Source organism: Streptomyces sp. CNQ329 (assembly GCF_000482585.1).
The window spans coordinates 115,450-141,123 of record NZ_AXVU01000008.1 but is presented as its reverse complement, the minus strand read 5'-3'; the positions used below and the strand labels follow the sequence as shown (position 1 = coordinate 141,123).

Sequence of the window (25,674 nt, the reverse complement as noted above, 5' to 3'; positions counted from 1 at the left end):
CGCGGGGTGCTCCCGTGGGGATAGGGTCGCAGGTGGCCCACCGGAACGTCGAGGAGCAGCGTCTTGCGAGAGTTCGCCCTTCCCGCCCTGTACGAGGTCCCGGCGGACGCCAACCTGGCCGACCTCGTCCGCACCAACGCCGCCCGGACCCCCGACCTGGCCGTCGTCGCCCGCAAGAGCGCGGCAGGCGAGTGGCAGGACGTGTCCGCCGCGGACTTCCTCGCGGAGGTGGAGGCGGCGGCCAGGGGCCTGGTCGCGGCCGGGCTGCGGCCGGGGGACCGGATCGGGCTGATGTCCCGTACGCGGTACGAGTGGACGCTGCTGGACTTCGCGATCTGGACCGCGGGCGGCGTGACGGTCCCGGTGTACGAGACCAGCTCGCCGGAGCAGATCCAGTGGATCCTCAGCGACTCGGGCGCGGTGGCCTGCGTCGTGGAGACCGCGGAGCACGCCGCGGCGGTCGAGTCGGTACGGAGCCGGGTGCCGCTTCTGGGGCAGGTGTGGCGGATCGACGGCGGGTCCGACGCCGAAGAGGAGGGCCCCCTGGGCGCCGTCGCGGCGCTGACCGCCGCCGGGGCCGAGGTGTCCGACGCCACGCTGGAGAAGCACCGCACCGCGGCCGGCGCCGACTCCCCCGCCACCCTCGTCTACACCTCGGGCACCACCGGCCGCCCGAAGGGCTGCGTCATCACCCACGGCGGCTTCCTCGCCGAGTGCGGCAACGCCGTGGAGCAACTGCGCCCGCTGTTCCGCCCCGGCGAAAGCTCCCTCCTCCTTTTCCTGCCGCTCGCGCACGTCTTCGGCCGGCTGGTGGAGATCGCCGCCATGGTCGCCCCGATGAAGCTCGGCCACGTGCCGGACGTGAAGAACCTCACCGACGACCTGGCGGGCTTCAGGCCCACGCTGCTGCTCGGCGTCCCCCGCGTCTTCGAGAAGGTCTACAACTCCGCCCGCGCCAAGGCGCAGTCCGACGGCAGGGGGAAGATCTTCGACAAGGCTGCCCACACCGCCATCGCGTACAGCCGCGCCCTGGACACCGGCGGCCCCGCCCTCGGGCTGCGGATGCGGCACGCCCTCTTCGACAAGCTCGTCTACGCCAGGCTGCGCGCCGTGCTCGGCGGCCGGGCCACGCACGCGATCTCCGGGGGCGCGCCGCTGGGCGAGCGGCTCGGCCACTTCTACCGCGGCATCGGCTTCACCGTCCTGGAGGGCTACGGCCTGACCGAGACGGCCGCCGCGATCACCGTCAACCCGGTGCAGCGCCCGAAGATCGGCACCGTCGGCCAGCCGCTGCCCGGCTGCACCCTCCGCATCGGCGACGACGGCGAGGTGCTGGTGCGCGGGGGCAACGTCTTCCGGGAGTACTGGGCCAACGAGGATGCCACGGCCGCGGCGCTGGACGGCGAGTGGCTGCGCACCGGCGACCTCGGGAGCCTGGACGAGGACGGGTATCTGTCGATCACCGGGCGGAAGAAGGAGATCATCGTCACGGCGGCCGGCAAGAACGTCGCCCCGGCGGTGATAGAAGACCGCATCCGGGCGCACGCGCTGGTGGCGGAGTGCATGGTCGTCGGCGACGCGCGGCCGTTCGTGGGGGCGCTGATCACGCTGGACGAGGAGTTCCTCGCCAAGTGGGCCGAGGACAACGGCAAGCCGGCCCGGACGGCGGCGGAGCTGGCGGACGACGCGGAGCTGCGGGCGGCGGTGCAGCTCGCGGTGGACGACGGGAACGCGCAGGTGTCGCGGGCGGAGTCGGTGCGCAAGTTCCGCATCCTGCCCGGGCAGTTCACGGAGGAGTCGGGGCATCTGACGCCGTCGCTGAAGCTGAAGCGCGGCGTGGTGGAGAAGGACTTCGCCCAGGAGATCGAGGAGCTGTACGAGCGGTAGGGCAGCCGCTCCCCGCCCTCACAGCAGCGACGTCAGCCGCTCCGCCAGCAGGTCCCAGCGCCACCGCTCCGCGACCCACGCCCGCCCCCGCTCCCCCGTCCGCGCGCGCAGCTCCGCGTCGCCCAGCAGTCTCACCACGTGCTCCGCCGTCTGCGCCGCCTGCCGCTCCGCGCCGCCGCGCACGACCCACCCGGTCTGGCCGTCGAGCACCGCGTCCGGGGCGCCGCCGGAGTCGCCCGCGACCACCGGCAGGCCGGTCGCCGACGCCTCCAGGTAGACGATGCCGAGTCCTTCCACGTCGAGCCCGCCGCGCCGGGTGCGGCACGGCATGGCGAACACGTCGCCGGCGCCGTAGTGCGCGGGCAGCTCCTCCCAGGGCACGGCGCCCGTGAAGTGCACCGCGCCGGCGACTCCCGTGGCCGCCGCCAGCTTCTCCAGCCGTCCGCGGTACGGGCCGCCGCCGACGATCAGCAGCGCCGTCTCCGGCTCCGCCGCCAGGATCCGCGGCATCGCGCGGATCAGGGTGTCCTGGCCCTTGCGCGGCACGAGCCGGGAGACGCAGACGACGACCGGCCGGTCCGCGAGTCCGAGGCGGGCGCGTACCAGGGCACCGCCCGAGTCGGGGTGGAACGCCGTCTCGTCGACGCCCGGCGGTACCTGCACCATGCGCGCGGCGGCCTCGTCGCCGAGCGCGCGGGCGATCCGGGAGCGGGTGTACTCGCCGAGATACGTGAGGGTGTCCGCCGCGTCGCCGATGCGCCGCAGCAGGTGGCGGGCCACCGGCAACTGCGCCCAGCCCGCCTCGTGGCCGTGCGTGGTGGCGACGATCCGCTCGGCGCCCGCGCGCCGCAGCGCCGGTGCCATCAGCCCCAGCGGCGCGGCGGCACCGAACCACACCGCGGTGCAGCCGTGTGCGCGCAGCAGCCCGGCCGCGCGGCGGGTGACGCGCGGGGTGGGCAGCAGCATCGTGGTGCGGTCGCGGATCACCTCGAAGGGCTGACGCGCGTCGAAGTCCCGGGTGGCGGCGCGGCCTTCGGCGTCGCGCTTCCAGGTGGAGGCGTAGACGACGACCTGCTCCGGGTCCAGCCGCAGGCACATGCTGTGCAGGAAGTTCTGAATGCCCCCGGGGCGGGGCGGGAAGTCGTTGGTGACGACGAGCGTCTTGTGCGGCGGCTTGTGGGTCGCCGGCCGGTGACTCGGTGCCTTGTCCATCGGGGCCGACAGTACCGGGGCGGGCGGCGCCGGACGCCTGCGGGCGGACACGGCCGTGTCGTAGTGTCGTCGGACGCATACGGGGGCGGAGGTCGAACCATGGCACGGGTCGCGGCGCCGGTCACGGCGTGGGCGCTGACCCGCGCGGGCCTGCTGCTGCTCGTGCTGCAGGTGGTCACGCTGCCGGGGCCCGACGTCACCAGCGATGTCGAGTTGATCTACCGCGGCTGGTACGAGGTCCTGCGCACCGGCACTTTCCCCGTCGACGACGTGAGCTGGCAGTACCCGCCGGGCGCGGCGCTGCCGGTGCTCTCCCCCGGCCTGCTGCCGTTCCTCGGTTACGCGCACGCCTTCTTCGCGCTGGCCTGCGCGGCGGACGCGGCGGTGCTGGCGCTGCTGCTGCGCGCCGGCCGCGGTGCCGGGCGGTCGCGGGCGGGGGCGTGGTTCTGGGTGGCGGGCGTGCCGCTGCTGGGGCCGACCGCGTACGCGCGGTACGACCTGATGGTCACCGCCGTCGCCGTCGCGGCACTGCTGGCCGCGGCCAGGCGGCCGGCGGTCGCGGGTGCGCTGGCGGGGTTCGGGGCGATGCTGAAGGTCTGGCCGGTGCTGCTGCTGCTCGGTACGGCCCGCGGGCGGGCCACGCGGCGGTCGTGGGGCGCGGCGGCCGGAACGGCCGCCGCGGTGGCGCTGGCGGCGGCCCTCGCGCTGCCGGGCGCGTTCGGCTTCGTCACCGCGCAGCGCGACCGCGGCACGGAGGTGGAGTCGCTGGGCGCGCTGGTCTTCCACGTGGGCCGGCACCACGGTTGGGACGGCACCGTACAACTGCACTACGGCTCCATGGAGTTCCTCGGGCCGGGTGTCGGCCTGGTCAGTGATCTGGCGCTGGGACTCTCGGCGCTGGCGATGGGGTGGCTGGTGCTGTGGCGGCTGCGGGCGCGGGAGTTCACGGCGACGACGGGGTGCGAGGCGGCGTTCGCGGGGACGCTGCTGTTCACCACCACGAGCCGCGTGATCAGCCCGCAGTACCTGATCTGGCTCGTCGGCCTGGCCGCCGTGTGCCTGACGCTGCGGGCGGCGCGGATGGCGCTGCCGGCGGCGCTCGTGCTGGCCGCGACGGGGGTGACGCTGGCGGAGTTTCCGGTGTGGTTCGGGGAGGTCGTGCAGAGCACCGGGGCCGGCATCGCGCTGCTGGCGGTGCGCAACGGGCTGCTGGTCGCGGCGACGGTGGTGGCGTGCCGGCGGCTGTGGCGTTCGACGGTCACGGAGCCGGCGGGGCCCGGGGACGGCGGGGCCGCGGTGCCGCGGCAGCGGGGCCGTACCGCGTCGGCCGGCAGCGACCTGCTGACGTGGTGACGCGCGCGCCGGCGGGAGCGGTTAGGCGCCGCCGCCCGCCTTGAAGAGGAGCAGCAGGAACCCGGCGAACAGGTGGCCGAGGAAGATGTAGACGAGAAGACGGATCACCAGACCGCGCGGGAACCTCTCCTCGATCCGCTTGGACACGGTGGTTCTCCTTCGGGTCAGTGCCGTGCGCCGCCGCCGAGGCACAGCTCGGCGGCGGCGCTCTGCAGGAGGGTGTGGACGAAGAGCAGGTCGAGCCCGCCGCGTTCGGCGGCGGCGATGCGATGCGGGGTGAGCGAGTCGAACTGAGCGCTGTCGCCCGGGTCGAGCAGGTGCTCGGTGTCGCCGAGCGCAAGCCGCATCCGGCCGTCGAGCACGTACAGCCACTCCTCGCCGGGGTGGACGCGGACGAGGTCGCGGTGCTCGGCGTCGTGCGGCACGTGCACCCGTAGCGCCTGCATCCCCCGGTCCGTGCCGCCGGCCTGCCGGTACGACCAGCCGCCGGCCTCCCGTACGGGGGCGTCGGCGCCCCGGATGACCGACGTCCGCGCCGGGGGCGCCTCGCCGAGCAGCTCGGAGACCGTCGTACCGTAGACGCGGGCCAGCTTGAGCAGCACCGGCAGCGAGGGCTGGCGCTGCCCGGTCTCCAGCCGGGAGAGGTGGGCGGGCGACAGCTCGGCCCGCGCGGCGGCGGCCTCCAGTGTCAGGCCGGCACGGCGGCGCAGCTCGCGCAGCCCGGGCGCCGGGGGGTGGTCGGGGCTCATGGACGTCATTGAGCCAGCGCGTGTGCCTGAGAGTCAAATTCTCTTGCCTCTGAGGCAAGACCTTCACCCCAGCTCGCGCTCCAGAGAGGCCCGCCACCGCGCGGAGAACTCCCCCGGGTCCACCCCCAGCTCCGCCCGCAGCGCCGGGCCGACCGCCTTCGCGCGCGACGGCGCCGCACCCATGGCACGGTAGAGCGCCACGAGCCGGTCCGCGCCCCACTCATCGGCGACCATCCGGGCCGCCAGCCATGCCGCGCCGTACGCCTCTGCCACCCGGTCGCCGCCGGTCGGGGGGTCGCCGGTCGGGGGGTCGCCGGTCGGGGGGGCGCCCAGCCCGTCGCCGCCCAGCCCGTCGCCGCCCAGCCCGTCGCCGCCCGGGGCGTCGTCGCCCGGGGTGCGGCCGAAGTCGGCGTCGGCCGGCAGCTCCCGCGGCAGCCGGCCGGCGGCCACGGCGCGGGCCAGCTCCGGCGCGCCCTGGCGCGGGCCGCGGCCGGCGGCGCCGAAGGCCACCCAGTCCGCGAAGCCCTCGGAGAGCCAGAGGGGGGCGGCCGGGGAGGTGTGGGCACGGGTGGCGACGTGGACGGTCTCGTGGGTGAGGACGATGCGCCGGCCGAGGGCGCCGAGGGTGTCGTACGCCTCGGGGTTGACGACGACGCGGTCGGCGGGCGCACGGTCCCGGTGCCGGCCGGTGGTGACGGCGGCGACGCCCGCGTAGTCCGTGGGCCCCGCGCCGAGCAGTTCCCCCATCGCGGCCTGGGACGCGGGCACCAGCACCACGACGCGGCGGGCCCACGCGCCGCCCCACGCGGCGGAGACGTCACGCACGGCCCGGTCGGCGACGGCGGCGACGTCGCGCAGGCCGGCCGCGGGGCGGCCGGTGCCGAGCACCAGGCTGTGCGTCCCGCGTACGACGGTCAGGGGGCCCTGGTCCCACGGCTGCGGCGGGCTGCTGGGGGCGGATCCCGCGACGTACCAGCGGCCGTCCCGGCGTACGAACTCCAGCCGCTGGTCCGCGGTCGCGTCACCGGTGTCGTAGCCGCGGAGGCGGTAGGTCAGGCGGACGCCGGCGGTGGTGCGGTCGGCGGTGGCGGGCAGGGTGCCGTCGAGGCGGACGGACCAGGCGGCGAGCGGGAGGGCGTCGAGGCTGCGGAAGGCGGTGCGCTGCTGCTGCCGGTAGGGGCCGGCCTGCGGGTCGACGGTGCGCAGAAAGGCGGCCTCGTCGCCGTCGCGGACGGCTGCGGAACGCTGCCGGAGCAGGCCGGCGACCGCGCGGGTGGCGTCGCCGGGCGCGGCGTCCTGGCCGCAGCCGGCGAGCAGGGCCGCGACCATCCCGGCACAGAGCCCCAGCACCACGGTCCGCACACCTGCCACGCCCCGAGCGTACGACGCCCCGGTCCGCGGGGTCGCGGCGCGGGGACCGGGGCGGTGCTGTCAGAGGGCCGGCCTACCCTTGGGCGGGAGTGCGGGTGAGGTGCGGGCGGGCCGGATGCGGAGGCCGACCGTCCCCCGGGCGCGCCCCGCTCCCGCCCTCCTGCACCCACCCGAGCCCGGCCCGGCCGTGCCTTCGAGGCCCCGGCGCCCGAGCCCGGCCCGCCTCCGCCACCGCGGCCCACCGCCTCCTACGGCCGCGTCACCGAGGCGACCGGCATCATTCCCACCGGGTCGTAGCGCACCGCCGCGCCCGGGTAGGGCGCGTGGACGACCTGGCCGCCGCCCACGTACATCGCGACGTGGCTCGCGTCCGCCCGGTACGTCACCAGGTCCCCCGGCTTCGCCTCGCCCAGCGGCACCCGGCGGCCCGCGTCACGCTGCCCCTGCGACGTGCGCGGGATCGACACCCCTGCCTGCGCGTAGGCCCACTGCGTCAGCCCCGAGCAGTCGAACCCGCCGGGCGCCGCACCGCCCCACACGTACGGGGTGCCGATCGCCCTTCGCGCCGCCTCCACCGCGAGCGCGCCGCGGCCGGAGGCGGGGGCCGAGCCGAGGGCGGGTGCCTGCGCGGAGCGGGAGGCGCGGCTGCCGGGACGCTCCTCCTCCGGCAGCGAGTTGAGGAGCCGTCGCGCCCGTGCGAGCCGGTCGGTGATCTCGCTCTTGTGCCGGGCCAGCGCGTCGCGCTCGCGCTCCAGTTCCGCGAGCGTGTCGCGGGCCCGTACCCGCTGCTGCTCCCGATTGCGCTGCAGTCCGACGAGTCGGCGCAGCCGGCCGTTTTGCAGGGTGCCGATGCGCTCCAGGGTGGCGGCCTTCTCCAAGTACCCTTCGGGGCTCTCCGAGAGCATGAGGGTCAGGTTCGGGTCGATGCCCCCGGAACGGTACTGCGCACCGGCGAGCGAGCCGAGTTCGGTGCGCATCCGGTTGATCCGGGCGAGGTCGCGGGCGGCGTGGTCCTGCAGGCGCTCCGCCTTGCGGCGCAGTTTCTCGGCGCGCTCCTTGGCCGCGTTGTACTTCTCGGTGGCCCGCTCGGCCCGGGCGTAGAGGTCGTGGACGCGCTCCCTGGCCCCGGCGTGGTCGTCGGGGGCGGCGAGTGCCGCGCCGGAGAGGCCGGAGAGGACGGCGGGCGAGCCGGACAGCGCCGCCGCCGCGGCGGCGGTGAGGACGCCGGTACGCAGCCGGCCGGCACCGCCGGGCCGGGTGGATCGTCGATGTTCTGACACGCGGCAGACAGTAACCACGCGACTACGCACCGGCCAAGAACCGTCCCGCGGCGCGATGTCGGCGCCCGGGTGCCGACGCAGGTCACCCGTAGAACGTTCGAAACGCGCGGTGTCGGCAATTCGCCCGAACGGGCGGCACGAGGGCCGCGGCGGCCGCCGTGCCCGCCGTCAGACCCGGGCACCCCACATGAACGGCATGTTCCCGACGGCCTCGTACCGCACCACCGCGCCCGGCTTCGGGGCGTGGATGATCTGGCCGTTGCCCGCGTAGATGCCGACGTGGTGCAGGTCGCTGTAGAAGAACACGAGGTCACCGGGCTGCAGGGCGCTGACGGAGGATATCCGTGTGCCGACGTTGGCCTGGTCCTGCGAGATGCGCGGCAGCGCGACGCCGGCCTGCGAGAAGGCCCAGCCGGTGAGGCCGGAGCAGTCGAAGGAGCTGGGGCCGGTGGCGCCGTAGACGTACGGGGCGCCGAGTTTGCTCTGCGCGGCGGCCAGGGCGGCGGCACCGTGGGAAGAGCCCGGGGGGAGGTCGCCGAGGTCGACGCGCTCCTCCGCCTCGCGGCTGGCGCGCTGCTCCTCTTCGAGGAGCGCGGCCTGTTCCGCCGCCGTCAGCTCGTTGAGCAGGGCGCGGGCCTTGCTCAGCTTGTCCTGGACCTTCTTCTTCTGGGAACCCAGCTCCTTGCGGGTCTTCGCCAGGTCCTTGAGCTTCTCGCCCGCCTCCTGGCGCTGCTGCGCGAGGCTGCGCTGCTTGTCGGCGATGCGCTCCAGCGCCTCGGCCTGCTTGCCGCTGACCCGGTCCATCGTGGACGCCTTGTCCAGGTAGGTGTCCGGGTCGGAGGAGAGGAAGAGCTGCACCGAGGGGTCGATGCTGCCGCTGCGGTACTGGGCGGTGGCCAGCGAACCGAGGCCGTCGCGGAGGTCGTTGAGTTCCTTCTGGCCGCGGGCGGCCTTGTCCTGCAGCTCCTTGACGTCCTCTTCGAGCTTGTCCTGCCGCTCCTTGGCGCCGTTGTACTTCTCCGTGGCGCGCTCGGCGTCCTCGTAGAGGTTGTCGACCTGCCGCTTGACGTCGTCCTTGTCGGGGGCGGCTTGCGCGCTCTGGGTGGAGAGAGCGACGGCCGCGGCGGCGGTCGCGGTGAAGACGGTGACCCTGGCCCGGTTCGGCTGCTTCGGTCGACGGTGGGACGCCACGAAGGCGAGCTCCTCTTCCTCCAGCCGCCCGACCGTGGCTTGGGGATGCCCCGGTACCGGCGGGACCTTCGCGATCGCCCCGGATGAGCGATCGACAGCACGAAGGTTCGGGCCAGACACTAACGACGCTCGGGTGATCGGTTCAAATCCCTCCGGCAAAAAAGTCCCCCCGAAGCGCGTTTCTTTACTCACATCACACGGCCAGTAGTCACTGTTCGACAACGAGTTGGACTCGGGGCGGCGAACTGTCCACACCCGGGAGAGAGAACCTTGTTGTCCGAACTCGCCCTCGTTTTCCCTGGTTTTCAGCTCCGGGCGAGCCGTCGGAGGAGCAGCGCGGACGACACCGGGCGGGCCCCGGCGGCGGCGACGCCGTCGGCGACCTCGCGGTCGGCGGAGACCACCACGACGGGCCGGCCGGTGGGTTCGGCCCGTACGAGCCGCCGGATCAGCTCGTCCGCGGTCTCGCCCGGCTTACTGAACAGCACCCGCACCCCGCGCGGCGGCGCGAGCAGCACCGGCGCGGCCAGCTCGGCGCCGTCGAAGACGCACGTCACTTCCGCGCCCGTCTGTGCGGCGAGGCCGGCGAGGCCGCCGAGGAGGCGCAGGCGCTGCTTCTCCAACGGGAGGGTGGGATAGCCGGTCTTGGTGACGTTGTAGCCGTCGACGACCATGTGCGCCTGCGGCAGGGCGAGCAGTTGGTCGAGGAGCGCCGGGTCGGTCGCGGACAGGGCGCGGGCGGCCACGTCCTTCGGCGACATCGTGCCGGGCTCGACCGCGCGGACGGTGTCCGCGGGAGTCATGCGGGCGGGCGGCAGGGCGAGTTCGCGGCGGAGCCCCTGGGCGGCGTCGAGGACCGTGTCGAGGAGGAGCCGTACGCGCATGTCGTCCACGCTGCGCCCCTCGCGGGCCGCCCGGCGGCTGGCCTCCAGGCCCGACTCGGCCTCCCCGAGGCGGGCGCGCAGCCGGCGGGCCTCACTCTCGGCGGCGGCCAGATGGGCGGCGGCCTCCTCCCGGCCGGCGGCGGCCTCCTGCTGGAGCTTGCGCACGGCGGCCTCGCCGCGCCTGACGTCGCTGAGCGCGCTGCGCAGCCGGCGGTGCAGGCCCTCGTTCTCCCGCCGCAGCGCCTCCAGTTCGTGCCTCGTACGCTCCGACTCGCCGCGGGCGGCGGCGCGGGCCTCGGCCAGCTCCGTACGCAGCCGGGCCAGCTCGCGGGCGGCCTCCTCGCCGGCCCGCTCGGCGCCGGCGCGCTGCTCCTCCTCGCCGGCGGCGGCGATGAGCTTGACCCAGCCCGGGGGGCGCAGCAGGTACGCGAGGGCGGCGACGTCGACGGGTTCGGCGGCGGCCGGCGGGCTGCCGCCGCGCAGCGCGGCGGCCAGCTCCGGCTGGAGCTCGGCGGCGCGCGCGGCGATCCGTTCGCGGAAGGCCGGGTCGCTCTCCAGGGCGGCGGCGATCGCGTTGCCGGCGAGCTTGACACGGCGGGGCGGGGTGAACCGGGCGTACTGCCGCAGTTGCGGGGGCAGCTCGGCGAAGGTCAGACCGCCGAAGGATTCGTCCGCGAGCGTGACGATCCGGCGGCGCACCCCCTCGGGCAGCGGGCCGTCGAGCACCTCGGCCGCGTCCTCCTCGGAGGAGACGCCCGGGCCTTCCCTCGGCTCCACCACCGGTCACCTTTCCGCCTCAGCGATCCCCGCGGCTCCGGCCGGCCGTCCGGCGCCGGCGCCGGCCCGGCGCACCGGCCGTCGTCGCAGGCCGTGCCCCCACCCTACGACCTGGAGCGAGGTCTTAGGCAGACAGATAGAGTGAGCGCCGCACGCGGGTCCGAGAGGGAGAGCGCACACATGATCACTGCGATCGTTCTGATCAACACCGACGTGGACCGCATTCCCGAGATCGCGGAGTCGATCGCCGCAATCGACGGGGTCAGCGAGGTGTACTCGGTCACGGGCCAGCACGACCTGATCGCCATCGTCCGGGTCGCGCGCCACGACGATCTGGCGGAGGTGATCCCGGGGCGGATCAGCAAGGTCCCGGGCGTGGCGGCGACGGAGACGCACATCTCCTTCCGCACGTACTCGCAGCACGACCTGGAAGCGGCGTTCGCGATCGGCCTGGAGGAGTAGCGCCGTGCGCGCTCGGGGCCGTGGATGAGGGATCTTTCATCCGTACGCCCTCACCGACGACCCGGAGGGCGCCACTCCGCCCGCCCGGGTGACGTGGGAGGGCGACGGGTCCTCCTCTCCCGCACGCCGACCCGGGCAACGAGCTGCGCGGCCTGGTGCGCCGGCCCGGGAGGGACCGCGGCAGCTCGTCGAGCCGCGTGAGCTGACGATGTCCCGGCCGCTGGAGCACGACGGCACGGGCCGCCGAACGATCTTCGACTCCGACGGCCGTGCAGGGGCTCGCTCGAACGGCCCTCGGGCCAGGTGCGCCGGGCCGAGGTCGGCATCGGCACGAAGGGCGGGCCGGACGCGGCGGCGTTCGTCGTCGCCCTCCACACCGAGCGCGAGGGCGCACAGGTGAGCGAGTCCGAGGGCGCTGCCGGAGGCACTGCTGCGCGCCCGGGAGTTCCCGGCGGACGCGGCCGAACGGACGCTGCGCATGGTGCTCATCGGGGCGCGCCCGGCCGGTACCCCGCTCTCAGGCCGCGGCCGGCTCCGCGCCGGAGGCCGGTACGCAACGGCCGTCCACCGTGCGGTACGACCACCGCGCCCCGTCACGCACCAGCGACCCCAGCGCCGCCAGGAACCGGTCCACGTGCTCGTCCGGCGTCCCCGCCCCGAAGCTGACCCGCACCGCGTTCAGCGGCCGCTCCCCGTCCCCCGGGCCGCCCCCGCACTCCGCCGACTCGCCCGCCTCGCCGAGCAGCGCCCGCACCAGCGGGTGCGCGCAGAACAGCCCGTCCCGCACGCCGATCCCGTGCTCCGCCGACAGTGCCGCCGCCAGATGCGAGCTGCTCCAGCCGTCGACCACGAACGAGATCACCCCCACCCGGGCCGCGTCCGCGCCGAACAGCGACAGCACCCGCACCCCCGGCAGCGCCGCGAGCCCGGAGAGCACCCGCGCCACCAGCGCCCGCTCGCGCTCCACCAGGGCGTCGAACCCGGCCTCCGTCAGCGCCTTGCACGCCGACGCGATGGCGTACGCGCCGATGACGTTCGGCGACCCCGCTTCGTGCCGCGCCGGCGTCGTCTGCCACTCCACGGCCACTCCCCCGCTCCCGGCCCGCAGCACCCGCCGGCTGGCACCGCCGCCCGCGAGGTAGGGCGGCGCCGCCTGCAGCCAGTCCGCCCGGCCGGCGAGGACGCCGGCGCCGAAGGGCGCGTACAGCTTGTGCCCGGAGAACGCCACCCAGTCCACGCCCAGGTCCGCCACGTCCACCGGGTGGTGCGGCGCCAACTGCGCGGCGTCCAGGACCAGCCGCGCCCCGTGCCGGTGCGCCGCCGCGGTCAGCTCCCGTACGGGCCACAGCTCGCCGGTGACGTTCGAGGCGCCGGTGACGCACACCAGCGCCGGGCCGTCGCCGACCCGCGCGGCGAGCGCGGAGTCCAGCGCCGCCACGGCCTCCCCGGGGCTGCCCGGCGCGGCCAGGACGGTGACCCGGCCGGCCGCGGACCCGTCGTGCTGCCAGGGCAGCAGGGCGGCGTGGTGCTCGGTCTCGAAGACGTAGACCTCGGTCCCCGGCGGCAGCGCGGTCGCCAGCAGGTTGAGCGAGTCGGTGGTGGACCGGGTGAAGACGACCTGGTCGTCGGGGCGGCAGCCGAGGAACCCCGCGACCGTGGCGCGGCTGGACTCGAAGAGTTCGGTGGACAGTTGCGACAGGTAGCCGGCGCCGCGGTGCACGCTGCCGTAGTACGGCGCGTAGGCGGCGACGTCGTCCCAGACGCGCTGCAGCGCCGGCGCGCTGGCGGCGTAGTCCAGGGCGGCGTACTCGGCGTCCCCGCCGGTGACGAGCGGGGCGCGGACCTCGCGGCCGAGGACGGGCAGACAGGCGGAGGCGAGCGTGGACGCGGACATGCGGAACTCCCGTGAGCAGGGGTGGATGCGGGGTGACTGACGGGCCCTACGGCCCGGGAAGAACGCGCGCGACGCCCGGTGGCGGGACGCGCGCGGCGGCGGCGGGGCGGAAGGCCCCTAGCGCATTCGCGTGCTCACGGCGGTACTCCCTCGGCCGACCAGGACCCCTGGATTCGCGAGGGGTCCGCGCTTGCCGCAGACCTCGCTGCCTGCGGCCCGGTCATCACCCGGGGCACCCCGCCACGGACGGAGGGTTGCCGGACAGCGGGCCGGGGCCTTGATCGCTGTCGCTCGTGACCTGGTCAGGAGTATGCGCACCGGAGAGCCGCGGCGCAACCCGGTTGCCCGGACCGTCCGCAACTCTCCGGAAATCGACCACATGTGCCCCGTCGACGCACCCCGGTCCGCTCAGGCGTTGCTGGCCGCGACCCAGCGCTCCAGCACCCGCAGCGCCGCGCCCGAGTCGATCGACTCCGCGGCCCGTACCATGCCCGCCGCGATCCGCTCCGGCAGCGCGCCGTCCGCGTCCGGGGCGAGGGCGGTGAGCGCCGCCGCCGCGTTCAGCAGCACCGCGTCGCGTACGGGACCGGTCTCGCCGGCCAGCAGGCGGCGGGCGACGTCGGCGTTGTACGAGGCGTCCGCGCCCCGCAGCGCCTCCACCGGCACCAGGTCGATGCCCACGTCCCGCGGGTCGAAGCTCTCCTGCCGCACCGCGCCGCCGCGCACGGTCCACACCTGGGAGGTGGCGGTCGTCGTCAGCTCGTCCAGCCCGTCGTCGCCGCGGAAGACGAGCGCCGAGGCGCCGCGCTCGGCCAGCACCCCGGCCATGATCGGCGCCATCCGGGCGTCCGCGACGCCCGTGGCCTGCGCACCGACCCGGGCCGGGTTGGTGAGCGGGCCGAGGAAGTTGAACGGGGTGCTGACGCCCAGCTCCTTGCGGGTCTGGGCGACGTGCCGCATCGCCGGGTGGAACTTCACCGCGAAGCAGAACGTGATGCCCGCCTCCTCCGCGACCTCGGCGACGCGGTCGGGGCTGAGGTCGAGGTTGACCCCCAGCTTCTCCAGCACGTCGGAGGCGCCGGAGGCGGAGGACGCCGCCCTGTTGCCGTGCTTGACGACCTTCGCGCCGGTCCCGGCGACGACGATCGCGGACATGGTGGAGATGTTGACCGTACGGGCCCGGTCGCCGCCGGTGCCCACGACGTCGACCGTGGGGCCGGGGACGGCGATGGTGTTGGCGTGCGCGTACATGGTGCGCACCAGTCCGGAGATCTCCGCGACCGTCTCGCCCTTGGCGCGCAGGGCCACCGCGAACCCGGCGATCTGCGCGTTGCTCGCGCTGCCCGACATGATCTGGTCCATGGCCCAGGCGGTGTCCTCGGCGCCGAGGTCCTCCCCGGCGATCAGCGCGCTGATGACGTCCGGCCAGGAACGCGCCGCCGAGCTGTCGCCTCCTGCTGCCGTCTGCACGCTCATGGCACACCGTCCCCGCGGGTCGTCTCAGTTGTCGGGCGTCAGCCTATCGAGCGCAGAGTACGCCGAAGGGCCCCCGTCCAACTGCTGGACGAAGGCCCCTGCGGCGATCGCGCGGCGGCGGGCAGGCCCTAGTGGTGCCCGTGACCGCTGGTGATCTCCTCGTACTCGCGCCGGGTCGGCTTGGGGATCTGGCCGGTCTCGCCGTAGTAGCTCTGCGAGAGCCTGGCCCGCAGCTTCTCCACCGGGCTCTGCTTGCGCACCACGCCGTTGTCGTCGACCGTCGGGCCGAGCTCCAGCGGGGTGTGCTGGTCGTGCGAGGTGAGGATGTGCAGCTCCTCCTGCGACAGCGGCTCGTGCACCTCGATGAACTCGCCGTGCGGCATCCGCTTGATGATGCCCGTCTCCCGGCCGTGCAGGACCTTCTCGCGGTCCCGCCGCTGCAGCCCGAGGCAGATGCGCCGGGTGATCCAGAAGGCCACCACCGGGGCGACGAAGAAGGCGATGCGCACGAACCAGGTGATCGATTCGATCGAGAGGTGGAAGTGCGTCGCCCACAGGTCGTTGCCGCCGGCCACCAGGAGGACGAACACCCAGGTCAGCCAGGCGACGCCGAAGGCGGTGCGGGTCGGCACGTTGCGCGGGCGGTCCAGGATGTGGTGCTCGCGGCTGTCGCCCGTGACCCAGGACTCGAAGAACGGGTACGCAACGATCGCGAGCGGGATGACGCCCACGATCATCAGGGGGATGAAGACCCCGAAGTTGATCGTGTATCCGCCCGGGATGTTCCATTCCCACCCGGGCATGAACCGGATCAGGCCCTCGGTCCAGCCCATATAGAAGTCGGGTTGGGCTCCGGTGGAGACCATGTCCGGCCGGTACGGTCCGATGTTCCAGACCGGGTTGATGGTGAACATCCCCGCGATCAGCGTGATCACGCCGAAGACGAGGAAGAAGAACCCGCCCGCCTTCGCCACGTAGACCGGCATGAAGGGCATGCCCACGACGTTGTCGTTGGTCTTGCCGGAGCCCGCGTACTGGGTGTGCTTGTGGTAGAAGATCAGGATCAGGTGGATCAGGAAGAGCCCCAGCATGATCCCGGGCACCAGGAGCACGTGCACCGCGAAGAATCTCGGAATGATGTCCGTCCCGGGGAACTCACCGCCCCAGAGGAAGAACGCCAGGTAGGTGCCGATCACCGGGGTGGCCAGCGTCGCGCCCTCCATGAAGCGGACACCGGTGCCGGAGAGCAGGTCGTCGGGGAGCGAGTAGCCGGTGAAGCCGGCGATGCAGCCGAGGACCAGCAGCGTGAAGCCGAAGAGCCAGTTGACCTCGCGCGGCTTGCGGAACGCGCCGGTGAAGAAGACGCGCATCATGTGCGTCGCCATGGCGGCGATGAAGACCAGCGCGGACCAGTGGTGGATCTGCCGGACGAGCAGGCCGCCGCGGACGTCGAAGCTGATGTCCAGCGTGGAGGCGTACGCCTCGGTCATCATCACGCCGTTCATCGGCGCGTACGAGCCGTGGTACGTCATCTCCGCCATGCTCGGCTTGAAGAACAGCGTCAGGTACACGCCGGTCAGCAGCACGATCAGGAAGGTGTACATGGCGATCTCGCCGAGCAGGAACGACCAGTGATCCGGGAAGATCTTGCGGAGGTTCTTGCGGCCGGCGGCGTGCAGCCCGAGCCGGGCGTCCGTCCAGTCGGCGATCCGCTCGCCTCTGCTGGGCGGGTTGCGGCGTGTGTCTGTCATGGTGGTGCTCATCCGCGCTCCCAGAAGCTCGGGCCGACGGGCTCGTCGAAATCGCCGAGCGCGTACAGAAAGCCCTCGTCATTGACCGTGATCCGCAGCTGCGGCAGGGGGTGCCCCGCCGGGCCGAAGAGCACGCGGGCGCCGTCGGAAAGGTCGAACGTCGACTGGTGACACGGGCACAGCACGTGGTGCGTCTGCTGCTCGTACAGGCTGACGGGGCAGCCGACGTGCGTGCAGATCTTGGAGTAGGCCAGGATGCCGTCGTGTCCCCAGTCCGCCGACTTCGGATCCTTGATGTCGCCCGGGTGGATCCGGACCAGCATCAGGGCCGCCTTGGCGATCTGGTTGTTGAAGTCGTGGTCGCCTTCCTTCAGCCCTTCGGGCTTGGCGAAGGAGAGCGAGCCGACGGTGATGTCCTCCGGGCGCAGCGGCTCGTCGGTGTTCATGTTGATGAGCAGCTTGCCCTTGCTCCACAGGGTCTCGCGGAGCTTGGTACCCGGCAGCGGGCCGAGGTCGCGCAGCAGCACCACGCCGGCGAGCGGCACCAGCGTGAGCGCGCCGAGCATGGTACGCCGGATGATCTTGCGACTGCCGATCGCCGATTCCTCGGTGCCCTGGCGCCACTCGGCCTTGGTGATGGCCTTGGTCTCTTCCGACGCCTCGATCGGATGCCGCTCCTGGATGACCTCCACGTCCGACATCAGCGTGCGGGACCAGTGGATGGCGCCGGCGCCGATGCAGAACAGCGCGAGGCCCAGGGTGACCCCGAGGGCGAAGTTCAGCGCGCTGATGTGGCCGAGCGGGAAGATGTAGACGATCTCGTCGACGTCGATGGCGACGAACGCCGCGATGAAGCCGACGGTCGCCAGCATCGACACCGTGAACAGCAGCGACACGGTGCGCTCGGAGCGCTTGGCGGCCCGCTCGTCGATGTCCTGCTTGCGCGCCTCGTGCGGCGGGAGACCGGGGTTGGCGAACGGGTCGTGCTCCCCGACCGCGACGCTCCCGCCCTCCTCGCCCTCCCGGACGGTCGGCAGGTGCTGCTCGCCGTTGTTCTCGTTCTCAGATCCAGCCTGGCTAGTCATGACTTCTTGGCCTTTGCACTCCGGGCGGTGATCCAGATCGTGAGGACGACGAGCGCGCCGAGCCCGAAGACCCAGGCGAACAGACCCTCGCTCACGGGGCCGAGGCCGCCGAGGCCGAAGCCGCCGGGCGACTCGGCCTCGTCGCCGCCGACCTCGTCGAGGTAGGCGATGATGTCCTGCTTGTCCGTGGCGGTCAGCAGCCTGTCGGGGAAGGACGGCATGTTCTGCGGGCCAACCAGCATCGCCTCGTACATGTGCTTCGGGTCGGCGCCGTCGATGTTCGGCGCGTACTTGCCGTCCGTCAGCGCCCCGCCCTTGCCGGTGAAGTTGTGGCACTGCGCGCAGTTGGTGCGGAACAGGTCACCACCGCGGGCGACGTCACCGCCCGCCGGGTCGTACTGGCTCTCCTCGGGGACCGCGGGGCCGGGGCCCAGGGAGGCGACGTACGCGGCGAGCTGGTCGATCTCCTTCTGGGTGTAGATCTTGGGCTTCTTCGGCGCCTGGGCGCCCTGCTGCTGCAGGGGCATCCGGCCCGTGGCGACCTGGAAGTCCACCGCCGCCGCGCCGACGCCCACGAGGCTGGGGCCGTCACTCGATCCCTGGCCGCCGGTGCCGTGGCAGGACGCGCAGCCGACCCGGTAGAGCTTCTGCCCCTCCTCGACGGCGAGGGACTGCTGGGTCTCTTCGGCCTGCGCCTTGCCCGTGGGCGCGAAAGTGGCGTACAGCCCCCCGGTGGCCGCCAGCGCGATGAGTAGGACGACGAGCGCCGCCAGCGGATGGCGCCGTCGTGCGGAGAGCTTTTTCACGGATTACCCCGGTATCAGGATCTTCAGCGTCGGTGTGCTTCTCGGTGCCGGCTCCCCGGCCGGTTACTTGATCAAGTAGATCGTGGCGAAGAGGCCGATCCAGACCACGTCGACGAAGTGCCAGTAGTAGGAGACCACGATCGCCGCGGTCGCCTGCTGGTGGGTGAACCGTCTGGCCGCGTAGGTGCGGCCCAGGACCAGCAGGAAGGCGATCAGGCCGCCCGTCACGTGCAGCCCGTGGAAGCCGGTGGTCAGATAGAACACCGAGCCGTACGGGCCGGAGGAGAGCGTGATGCCCTCGTGCACCAGCTCCACGTACTCGGTGACCTGCCCGGCGATGAAGACGGACCCCATGACGAAGGTCACCGCGAACCAGTTGCGCAGCTTCTTCACGTCACCGCGCTCGGCGGCGAACACGCCGAGCTGGCAGGTGAGGGAGGAGAGCACCAGGATCGTGGTGTTGCCGAGCGCGAACGGAACGTTGAGGGTGTCGGCCTGTTCCCTCCAGAAGTCCGCTCCCATCACCGACCGCAGGGTGAAGTACATCGCGAAGAGGGCCGCGAAGAACATCAGCTCGGAACTCAGCCAGATGATGGTTCCGACGCTGGTGAGGTTCGGCCGGTTGACCGACGGGTGCGCGTGCCCGGTCTCTACTGCTGCTGTTGCTGTCGCCACGTCCGACATTATGTCGGTCCCTTATCTCCGCCTCACTCCGGGGGGTCCCGTTCGGAGTGTCAAGGCCCGGGAGAGGGGCCCTGGGCTGCACCGCCGCGCCCGGGGCGGAGTAGGCTCGGGCGGGAGAGCGGTGCCCGAGAACCACCGGAGGAACCCATGGAGTCGACGGCCGCAGGACCGGTCAACGTGCTGGTCTACAGCGACGACGCGAACACGCGCGAACAGGTCCGGCTCGCCGCAGGCCGCCGGCCCGCGGCCGATCTGCCGCCGGTGGCGTACGTCGAGTGCGCCACGCTCCCCGCGGTGTTGACGGAGCTGGAGCGGGGCGGCATCGACGCCTGCGTGCTGGACGGCGAGGCGGTGCCCGCCGGCGGTATGGGCGTGTGCCGGCAGATCAAGGACGAGATCTTCCAGTGCCCGCCCGTCCTGCTGCTCATCGGCCGCCCGCAGGACGCCTGGCTGGCCACCTGGAGCCGCGCGGAGGCCACCGTGGCGCACCCCATCGACCCGGCGGCACTCGCCGACGGCCTGGCCGGCGTGCTGCGGACCCGCCTGGCCGTCGGCGCCTGACGGCCGGCGCTCCCCGGCCGCGCCCGCGGGCCGCGGGCCGGGCGTGGCGTCTCAGATCCCGGGCCGGAGGCGGCCGGCGTCGGCCGGGCCGCCTCCGCCGCGTGCGCCGGGCGTCAGGGCACTGCCCTCCTGCCACTTCGTCCAGGAGAGGTTCCAGTCCCCGAAGCCGTTGCCGAACGGGGCCATGTCCTCGCCGTAGCTGTTGACGACCTCCACGATGTCGCCCGGGCGTATGTTCTTGAAGAACCAGGCGGCGTCCTCGGTACTCATCCCGGTGCAGCCGTGGCTGACGTTGGCGGAGCCCTGCGAGCCGACGGACCAGGGCGCGGCGTGCACGTACTCGCCGCTCCAGGTGACCCGGGTCGCGTACGACACCTGGAGGTCGTAGTCCTCGCCGGTGCCGCCCACGCCGATGCTGGCGCCGGTCATCCGGACGAGCGACTGCTTCTCCAGCACCACCTTCTTGCCGTTGCGGGTCTCGAAGCCGGCCTTTCCGGTGGTGACCGGAACAGTGTTGATCTCCTTGCCGTTGCGGTAGACGGTCATCTCGTGCGAGGCGGCGTCGGTGACCGCCTCGATGCGGTCGCCGATCTTGAGTTCCAGGGGTTTCACGGCGCCCCCGTAGACACCCTCGCGCACCTTCACCCCCTCCAGCCTGCTCTCCAGCCGGACCCGGGCACCCGCGGGCCAGTACTCCCGGGGGCGGTAGTGCAGTTCCTTGTCGTTCACCCAGTACCAGGCGCCGTCGACCACCGGGGTCGAGGTGACCTTCAGCCCGCGCTCGACGACGGCGCGTTCCGGCTGGGTCCTCACGGCCCGGTCGAGCTTCACGGTCAGCGGCTGGCCGACGCCGTACGTGCCCTTGTCGGGGCCCAGCTCCAGTTTCATCGGCTTCCTGGTCCTGGCCTCCGACGTCCGGTACGTCAGCCGCTTGCGGCCGGGTGCGCCGTCGGCGTCCTCGGTGCTCACCTCGACGCTGTAGCGGGACCGGGCGGCCAGCGGCACGGTGCTGCGCCAGGTGTGGCCGTCGGCGGAGAGCCGGCCGCGTACGTACCGGCCGTTCTCATCCACGGCCGTGACGTCCGTGATGCGCGCCTGGCCTCCGGAGGTGACCTCCAGGTCGTCCGCCGGGTCGGCGAGATCGGTGTCGTCGGCCAGGCCGCCGAGGGTGATCCGGCCGGAGGGTTCCCCCGGTTCGCGGGCCAGCGGGTGTCCGCCGGAGCCGCAGGCGGCGAGGCCCGGCGCAAGGGCGACCAACAGCAGGGAACAGGAGATTGCCGTACGGCGGTGGGTCGTTTCGCTCATGATCACACGCTAGGCAGATACTCCGTACGGCGCGCGGTGCGTGGGCCGAACGAGGGGGCCGCGGCACCCCTTCGGCGTGCCGCGGCCCTTGCGGTGGAGCTGTGCTGTACTGCGCTACTGGTTCTGGTCCGCCCCGCGGTAGTACTCGAAGACCCAGCCGTAGATGCCGACCAGGATCACGGGGATGGAGAAGTACAGCAGCCACCAGTTGAGGACGATGCCGAGGAAGGCGAGCGCGCCGCCGATCGCCAGCGAGAGCGGCTGCCAGCTGTGCGGGCTGAAGAAGCCCAGCTCGCCGGCGTCGTCGGCGACCTCCGCCTCCTTGTTGTCCTGCGCCCCGGTGTCGACCCGGCGGGCCGTGAAGACCAGGTAGTACCCGATCATCGCGGTCAGGCCGAAGGCCAGGAACAGCGCGGTGGTGCCGACCGGCTCCTTCGACCAGTAGCCGTAGACGATCGCCGCGACCAGGACGAAGGCGGCGAGCCAGCCGAACATGTGGCCCTGGATCTTCACTTCGCTTCCCCTTCGCTGCCGTTCCCGACGAGCGTCTTGGCGCCGGCACCGTGACCGTGGCTGAGCTGGGCCGCCGCGATCTCCGGATGGTGCAGGTCGAAGGCCGGCGATTCGGACCGGATGCGCGGCAGCGAGGTGAAGTTGTGCCGCGGCGGCGGGCAGGACGTGGCCCACTCCAGCGAGCGGCCGTAGCCCCACGGGTCGTCGACCTCGACCTTCTTGCCGTACTTGGCGGTCTTCCACACGTTGTAGAAGAACGGCAGCATCGACATGCCGAGCAGGAACGAACTGATCGTCGAGAAGGTGTTCAGGGCGGTGAAGCCGTCGGCGTCGAGGTAGTCCGCGTACCGCCGGGGCATGCCCTCGGCGCCCAGCCAGTGCTGCACCAGGAAGGTGCCGTGGAAGCCGATGAACAGCGTCCAGAAGGTGATCTTCCCGAGCGTCTCGTCGAGCATCTTGCCGGTGAACTTGGGCCACCAGAAGTGGAATCCGGCGAACATCGCGAAGACGACGGTGCCGAAGACCACGTAGTGGAAGTGGGCCACCACGAAGTACGAGTCGGAGACGTGGAAGTCCAGCGGCGGCGAGGCCAGGATGACACCGGTCAGACCGCCGAAGGCGAACGTCACCAGGAAGCCGATGGACCAGAGCATCGGTGTTTCGAAGCTCAGTGATCCCTTCCACATCGTGCCGATCCAGTTGAAGAACTTCACTCCTGTCGGCACCGCGATCAGCATGGTCATGAACGCGAAGAACGGGAGGAGGACGCCTCCGGTCACGTACATGTGGTGCGCCCACACGGTCACGGACAGGCCGGCGATGGAGATCGTGGCGCCGACCAGGCCGATGTAGCCGAACATCGGCTTGCGGCTGAAGACCGGGATGACCTCGGAGATGATGCCGAAGAACGGCAGTGCGATGATGTACACCTCTGGATGGCCGAAGAACCAGAAGAGGTGCTGCCAGAGCAGCGCACCGCCGTTCGCCGGGTCGAAGATATGCGCCCCGAACTTGCGGTCCGCCTCCAGCGCCAGCAGCGCGGCGGCCAGCACCGGGAAGGCCAGCAGCACCAGCACACCGGTGAGCAGCACGTTCCAGGTGAAGATCGGCATCCGGAACATCGTCAGGCCCGGCGCCCGCATACAGATGATGGTCGTGATGAAGTTGACCGAGCCGAGGATGGTACCGAAGCCGGAGAAGGCCAGACCCATGATCCACATGTCGGCGCCGACGCCCGGCGAGCGCACCGAGTCGGAGAGCGGCGTGTAGGCGAACCAGCCGAAGTCGGCCGCGCCCTGCGGGGTGATGAAGCCGGCGACGGCGATCAGCGAGCCGAACAGGTACAGCCAGTACGCGAACATGTTCAGCCGCGGGAACGCCACGTCCGGCGCGCCGATCTGCAGCGGCATGATCCAGTTCGCGAAGCCCGCGAAGAGCGGCGTCGCGAACATCAGCAGCATGATCGTGCCGTGCATCGTGAACGCCTGGTTGAACTGTTCGTTGCTCATCACCTGCGTGCCCGGCCGGGCCAGCTCGGCGCGCATGAACAGCGCCAGGATGCCGCCGATGATGAAGAAGAAGAACGACGTCGCCAGGTACAGCGTGCCGATCGTCTTGTGGTCGGTGGTCGTCAGCCACTTGACCACGACGTTGCCGGGCTCACGGCGGCGTGCGGGTACCTCGTCCTCGTAGGCGTCATCGTCCGCGCCCGCGGTCGCCGCACCCTGGGGTTCGTTGAGGATGCTCATTGCTGATTGGTCTCCGCATTCCTAGCGGCGTCGGTCTGAGGGATGCCCGCCGGGATCGACCCGGTCTGGCCCTTGGCGGCCAGCTCCTGCAGATGCTGCTGGTACTCCTCCGGGGAGACCACCTTCACGTTGAAGAGCATCCGGGAGTGGTCCACGCCGCACAGCTCGGCGCACTTGCCCATGAAGGTGCCCTCCTTGTTGGGGGTCACCTCGAAGACGTTCGTGTGGCCGGGGATGACGTCCTGCTTCATCAGGAACGGCACCACCCAGAAGGAGTGGATGACGTCCCGGGAGGTCAGCACGAACTGGACCGTCTCCCCCTTGGGGAGGACCAGCGTGGGGCCCGGGTTGCCGGTGTCCTCGTCCTCGCTGGCGGGCACGCCGTAGTCGTAGACGCCCTCGGCACCCTTCGGCACGGCCTCGAAGTCGCGGTCGGGGATGGCGGCGAGCTCCTTGGGCCGCTTCGCCGGCGTGGCGGCGTCGCCGTCCACGTCCTCCAGATAGTTGAAGCCCCAGCTCCACTGGTAGCCGACCACGTTGATGACGTGGTCGGGCTTCTCCGACGTCTCCAGCAGCTTGCTCTCGTCGCGCGCGGTGAAATAGAAGAACACCGAGACGACGATCAGCGGGACAACCGTGTAGAGCGCCTCGATGGGCAGGTTGTACCGGACCTGTGCCGGGACCTCGACCTTGGTCCTGGAGCGCCGGTGGAAGATGACGCTCCACAGGATCAGGCCCCAGACGATGACCCCGACGGCCAGCGCGGCGGCCCAGGAGCCCTGCCACAGGGAGAGGATCCGCGGCGCCTCCTCGGTGGCCGGCGACGGCATGCCCAGACGGGGGAAGTCCTTGTAGGTGCAACCGGAGAGGGTGACCAGGACCAGGCCCGCGGCCAGCGCCTGCGGCAGCCTTCGCCGCATCGTGCGCCGCGGCGAGCGGGTACCTCCCGCGACCGTCTTGCGGACGCGGGGGAGGTCGGAGCCGTTGTGACTCACGTAGCGCCTTCCCGAGAGTCTCGCCCACGGTCCCTTCGGGCGCGCGGGCAGCAGGTTTGGATGTTTACGCGGACCAAACCCTACTGGACGCCATTTGGGGTCGCTCGGGGAGGGTGCCCTGGCGCGCCGGGGGAACTCGGACGGGCCCGCGGCGGCCCCCAACTCGGTCCCCCGGGTCCCCTGTCGGCACCCTGCCGTCACGGGCCCCGCCGCGCGGACCAGGGGTTAGCGTGGTCACGTGCCGTACTTCGACGCCGCCTCGTCCGCTCCCCTTCACCCGATCGCCCGGCAGGCGCTGCTCGCCGCGCTCGACGAGGGCTGGGCCGATCCGGCCCGGCTCTACCGGGAGGGCCGCCGGGCGCGGCGGCTGCTGGACGCCGCGCGCGAGACCACCGCGGAACTGGTCGGCTGCCGCCCGGACGAGCTGGTGTTCGCGTCCTCGGGGACCCGCGCGGTCCACGACGGCGTCGCCGGGGCGCTGGCGGGCCGCCGCCGGGTCGGGCGGCACCTGGTCGTGTCGGCGGTCGAGCACTCCGCGGTCCTCCACGCGGCCGGGACGTACACGACGGGGGCCGGTCACGGTGCGGCGGCGGACGCGGACGTGACGTACGTGCCGGTCGACCGCGGCGGCAGGGTGGCGCCCGGGGCGTACGCCGGTGCTCTGCGGCCCGATACCGCCCTGGCCTGTCTGCAGTCCGCCAACCACGAGGTGGGCACCGAGCAGCCGGTCGCCGAGGCGGCCGATGAGTGCCGGGCCGCCGGGGTGCCGCTGCTGGTGGACGCGGCGCAGTCGCTGGGCTGGGGGCCCGTCGAGGGGCCGTGGTCGCTGCTGACGGGGAGCGCGCACAAGTGGGGCGGCCCGCCCGGCGTGGGGCTGCTCGTGGTGCGCAAGGGCACGCGCTTCGCGCCCCCGGGCCCGGCGGACGAGCGGGAGTCGGGCCGCGCGGCCGGGTTCGAGAACATCCCGGCGATCGTCGCGACGGCCGCTTCCCTGCGCGCGGTACGCGCGGAGGCGAGGGAGGAGGACGCCCGGCTGCGGGCGCTGGTGGACCGGATCCGCGCACGCGTGCCGGAGATGGTTGCGGACGTGGAGGTGGTCGGCGACCCGGAGAACCGCCTTCCGCACTTGGTGACGTTCTCCTGCCTGTACGTGGACGGGGAGGCGCTGCTGCACGCGCTGGACCGCGCCGGGTACTCGGTCTCCTCCGGATCGTCGTGCACGGCGAGCACGCTCACCCCGAGCCACGTGCTCAAGGCCATGGACGTGTTGTCGGAGGGCAACGTGCGCGTCTCGCTGCCGGCGGGGACCTCGGCGGAGCACGTCGAGGGTTTCCTGCGGGCGCTGCAGGGCGCGGTCGCCGGGGTGCGGGCGGAGCTGGGCGTGCCCCCGCACGGCGCGGCGGGAGTGACGCCCGTGGCCGGGGAGCTGGTGGTCGACGCCCGCGGCCGGCGCTGCCCGGTTCCCGTCATAGAGCTGGCCAAGGTCTTCGACCGGGTGCCGGTGGGCGGCACGGCGCTGGTGCTGTCGGACGACGAGGCGGCGGCGCTGGACATCCCGGCGTGGTGCCAGATGCGCGGGCAGGAGTACGTCGGCGAGGAGCCGGCCGCCGACGGGGCCACGGGCTACCGGGTGCGGCGCAGGAGCTGAGCGGCGGCCGGTCCGTACGGGAGGCGCGCGGTGGCCGCGGGC

At 72.8% G+C, this 25,674-nt stretch carries 22 protein-coding genes and 1 riboswitch; of the genes, 5 read left to right on the top strand and 17 right to left on the bottom strand.

Annotated features, from left to right (window positions below; translation table 11 throughout):
* Positions 1-63 precede the first annotated feature (63 nt).
* Positions 64-1,887 carry an AMP-dependent synthetase/ligase gene (locus I003_RS0107760; RefSeq protein ID WP_027771002.1) on the top strand — a complete coding sequence of 608 codons (1,824 nt, stop codon included), beginning with the start codon at positions 64-66 and terminating at the stop codon, positions 1,885-1,887.
* An 18-nt stretch (positions 1,888-1,905) separates the two neighbouring features.
* Here I003_RS0107760 and I003_RS0107755 read toward each other — a convergent pair whose 3' ends face one another.
* On the bottom strand, positions 1,906-3,099 hold the full coding sequence (locus I003_RS0107755; RefSeq protein WP_027771001.1) for a glycosyltransferase family 4 protein: 1,194 nt from the start codon (positions 3,097-3,099) through the stop codon (positions 1,906-1,908).
* 99 nt (positions 3,100-3,198) lie between these two features.
* Here I003_RS0107755 and I003_RS0107750 point away from each other — a divergent pair, with 99 nt between their 5' ends.
* The gene (locus I003_RS0107750; protein WP_027771000.1) at positions 3,199-4,452 is read left to right on the top strand and encodes a glycosyltransferase 87 family protein; all 1,254 of its coding nucleotides are present in this window, start codon (positions 3,199-3,201) and stop codon (positions 4,450-4,452) included.
* A gap of 21 nt (positions 4,453-4,473) precedes the next feature.
* Here I003_RS0107750 and I003_RS36775 read toward each other — a convergent pair whose 3' ends face one another.
* The 6 genes from I003_RS36775 to I003_RS0107720 form a co-directional block, all read right to left on the bottom strand.
* Positions 4,474-4,599 carry a DUF6126 family protein gene (locus I003_RS36775; protein ID WP_486584132.1) on the bottom strand — a complete coding sequence of 42 codons (126 nt, stop codon included), beginning with the start codon at positions 4,597-4,599 and terminating at the stop codon, positions 4,474-4,476.
* 17 nt (positions 4,600-4,616) lie between these two features.
* Positions 4,617-5,210 (bottom strand): helix-turn-helix domain-containing protein, encoded by a 594-nt coding sequence (locus I003_RS0107740; RefSeq protein ID WP_027770999.1) that lies wholly within the window; start codon positions 5,208-5,210, stop codon positions 4,617-4,619.
* A 54-nt stretch (positions 5,211-5,264) separates the two neighbouring features.
* Entirely contained in the window at positions 5,265-6,572 is a 1,308-nt protein-coding gene (locus I003_RS0107735) for a hypothetical protein (protein ID WP_027770998.1), read from the bottom strand.
* 248 nt (positions 6,573-6,820) lie between these two features.
* Positions 6,821-7,852: an NlpC/P60 family protein gene (locus tag I003_RS0107730; protein ID WP_027770997.1), complete on the bottom strand. Its 1,032-nt coding sequence runs from the start codon at positions 7,850-7,852 to the stop codon at positions 6,821-6,823.
* 168 nt (positions 7,853-8,020) lie between these two features.
* A complete protein-coding gene (locus I003_RS0107725) occupies positions 8,021-9,043 on the bottom strand; it encodes a C40 family peptidase (protein ID WP_027770996.1) in 1,023 nt (340 codons plus the stop codon).
* Positions 9,044-9,348: 305 nt separating this feature from the next.
* On the bottom strand, positions 9,349-10,707 hold the full coding sequence (locus I003_RS0107720; protein ID WP_027770995.1) for an NYN domain-containing protein: 1,359 nt from the start codon (positions 10,705-10,707) through the stop codon (positions 9,349-9,351).
* 177 nt (positions 10,708-10,884) lie between these two features.
* Between I003_RS0107720 and I003_RS0107715 the strand changes: the two genes are divergently transcribed.
* Positions 10,885-11,166, top strand: a complete 282-nt coding sequence (locus tag I003_RS0107715) for an Lrp/AsnC ligand binding domain-containing protein (RefSeq protein ID WP_027770994.1) — start codon at positions 10,885-10,887, stop codon at positions 11,164-11,166.
* A gap of 517 nt (positions 11,167-11,683) precedes the next feature.
* Here the strand turns inward: I003_RS0107715 and I003_RS0107710 are convergent.
* The 6 genes from I003_RS0107710 to ctaE form a co-directional block, all read right to left on the bottom strand.
* Positions 11,684-13,060: an aminotransferase class V-fold PLP-dependent enzyme gene (locus I003_RS0107710; protein WP_027770993.1), complete on the bottom strand. Its 1,377-nt coding sequence runs from the start codon at positions 13,058-13,060 to the stop codon at positions 11,684-11,686.
* A gap of 181 nt (positions 13,061-13,241) precedes the next feature.
* Positions 13,242-13,359, bottom strand: a riboswitch (SAM riboswitch).
* 109 nt (positions 13,360-13,468) lie between these two features.
* Positions 13,469-14,536, bottom strand: coding sequence for an anthranilate phosphoribosyltransferase (trpD, locus tag I003_RS0107705; RefSeq protein ID WP_027770992.1), 1,068 nt, complete (start codon positions 14,534-14,536; stop codon positions 13,469-13,471).
* Between the two features lie 128 nt (positions 14,537-14,664).
* A complete protein-coding gene (qcrB, locus tag I003_RS0107700) occupies positions 14,665-16,299 on the bottom strand; it encodes a cytochrome bc1 complex cytochrome b subunit (RefSeq protein ID WP_027770991.1) in 1,635 nt (544 codons plus the stop codon).
* Complete coding sequence (gene qcrA / locus I003_RS0107695) at positions 16,296-17,372, bottom strand: cytochrome bc1 complex Rieske iron-sulfur subunit (protein WP_027770990.1); 1,077 nt, start codon at positions 17,370-17,372, stop codon at positions 16,296-16,298. Before qcrA ends, qcrB begins: the two co-directional genes overlap by 4 nt.
* On the bottom strand, positions 17,369-18,178 hold the full coding sequence (gene qcrC, locus I003_RS0107690; protein ID WP_027770989.1) for a cytochrome bc1 complex diheme cytochrome c subunit: 810 nt from the start codon (positions 18,176-18,178) through the stop codon (positions 17,369-17,371). Before qcrC ends, qcrA begins: the two co-directional genes overlap by 4 nt.
* A 63-nt stretch (positions 18,179-18,241) precedes the next feature.
* On the bottom strand, positions 18,242-18,862 hold the full coding sequence (gene ctaE, locus I003_RS0107685) for an aa3-type cytochrome oxidase subunit III (RefSeq protein ID WP_027770988.1): 621 nt from the start codon (positions 18,860-18,862) through the stop codon (positions 18,242-18,244).
* A gap of 147 nt (positions 18,863-19,009) precedes the next feature.
* On the opposite strand from ctaE, the gene I003_RS0107680 reads away from it, so the two are divergent.
* Entirely contained in the window at positions 19,010-19,423 is a 414-nt protein-coding gene (locus I003_RS0107680; protein ID WP_027770987.1) for a hypothetical protein, read from the top strand.
* A 51-nt stretch (positions 19,424-19,474) separates the two neighbouring features.
* Here the strand turns inward: I003_RS0107680 and I003_RS0107675 are convergent, their stop codons facing one another.
* The 4 genes from I003_RS0107675 to ctaC form a co-directional block, all read right to left on the bottom strand.
* A complete protein-coding gene (locus I003_RS0107675; RefSeq protein ID WP_027770986.1) occupies positions 19,475-20,728 on the bottom strand; it encodes a L,D-transpeptidase in 1,254 nt (417 codons plus the stop codon).
* Positions 20,729-20,842: 114 nt separating this feature from the next.
* Positions 20,843-21,241: a cytochrome c oxidase subunit 4 gene (locus tag I003_RS0107670; protein WP_027770985.1), complete on the bottom strand. Its 399-nt coding sequence runs from the start codon at positions 21,239-21,241 to the stop codon at positions 20,843-20,845.
* Positions 21,238-22,989: an aa3-type cytochrome oxidase subunit I gene (ctaD, locus tag I003_RS0107665; protein WP_027770984.1), complete on the bottom strand. Its 1,752-nt coding sequence runs from the start codon at positions 22,987-22,989 to the stop codon at positions 21,238-21,240. The genes I003_RS0107670 and ctaD overlap by 4 nt, the downstream gene beginning before the upstream one ends.
* Positions 22,986-23,984: an aa3-type cytochrome oxidase subunit II gene (gene ctaC, locus I003_RS0107660; RefSeq protein WP_027770983.1), complete on the bottom strand. Its 999-nt coding sequence runs from the start codon at positions 23,982-23,984 to the stop codon at positions 22,986-22,988. The genes ctaD and ctaC overlap by 4 nt, the downstream gene beginning before the upstream one ends.
* A 238-nt stretch (positions 23,985-24,222) precedes the next feature.
* Here ctaC and I003_RS0107655 point away from each other — a divergent pair, with 238 nt between their 5' ends.
* Positions 24,223-25,632: an aminotransferase class V-fold PLP-dependent enzyme gene (locus I003_RS0107655; RefSeq protein WP_027770982.1), complete on the top strand. Its 1,410-nt coding sequence runs from the start codon at positions 24,223-24,225 to the stop codon at positions 25,630-25,632.
* The last annotated feature ends 42 nt before the right edge of the window (positions 25,633-25,674 follow it).

What these genes read in the sequence shown, in the direction of transcription:
- I003_RS0107755 (WP_027771001.1), bottom strand. Translation starts at nt 3,099, where the DNA reads ATGGACAAGGCACCGAGTCACCGGCCGGCGACCCACAAGCCGCCGCAC.
- I003_RS0107750 (WP_027771000.1), top strand. Translation starts at nt 3,199, where the DNA reads ATGGCACGGGTCGCGGCGCCGGTCACGGCGTGGGCGCTGACCCGCGCG.
- I003_RS0107740 (WP_027770999.1), bottom strand. Translation starts at nt 5,210, where the DNA reads ATGACGTCCATGAGCCCCGACCACCCCCCGGCGCCCGGGCTGCGCGAG.
- I003_RS0107715 (WP_027770994.1), top strand. Translation starts at nt 10,885, where the DNA reads ATGATCACTGCGATCGTTCTGATCAACACCGACGTGGACCGCATTCCC.
- I003_RS0107710 (WP_027770993.1), bottom strand. Translation starts at nt 13,060, where the DNA reads ATGTCCGCGTCCACGCTCGCCTCCGCCTGTCTGCCCGTCCTCGGCCGC.
- trpD (WP_027770992.1), bottom strand. Translation starts at nt 14,536, where the DNA reads ATGAGCGTGCAGACGGCAGCAGGAGGCGACAGCTCGGCGGCGCGTTCC.
- qcrB (WP_027770991.1), bottom strand. Translation starts at nt 16,299, where the DNA reads ATGAGCACCACCATGACAGACACACGCCGCAACCCGCCCAGCAGAGGC.
- qcrA (WP_027770990.1), bottom strand. Translation starts at nt 17,372, where the DNA reads ATGACTAGCCAGGCTGGATCTGAGAACGAGAACAACGGCGAGCAGCAC.
- ctaE (WP_027770988.1), bottom strand. Translation starts at nt 18,862, where the DNA reads ATGTCGGACGTGGCGACAGCAACAGCAGCAGTAGAGACCGGGCACGCG.
- I003_RS0107680 (WP_027770987.1), top strand. Translation starts at nt 19,010, where the DNA reads ATGGAGTCGACGGCCGCAGGACCGGTCAACGTGCTGGTCTACAGCGAC.
- I003_RS0107675 (WP_027770986.1), bottom strand. Translation starts at nt 20,728, where the DNA reads ATGAGCGAAACGACCCACCGCCGTACGGCAATCTCCTGTTCCCTGCTG.
- ctaD (WP_027770984.1), bottom strand. Translation starts at nt 22,989, where the DNA reads ATGAGCATCCTCAACGAACCCCAGGGTGCGGCGACCGCGGGCGCGGAC.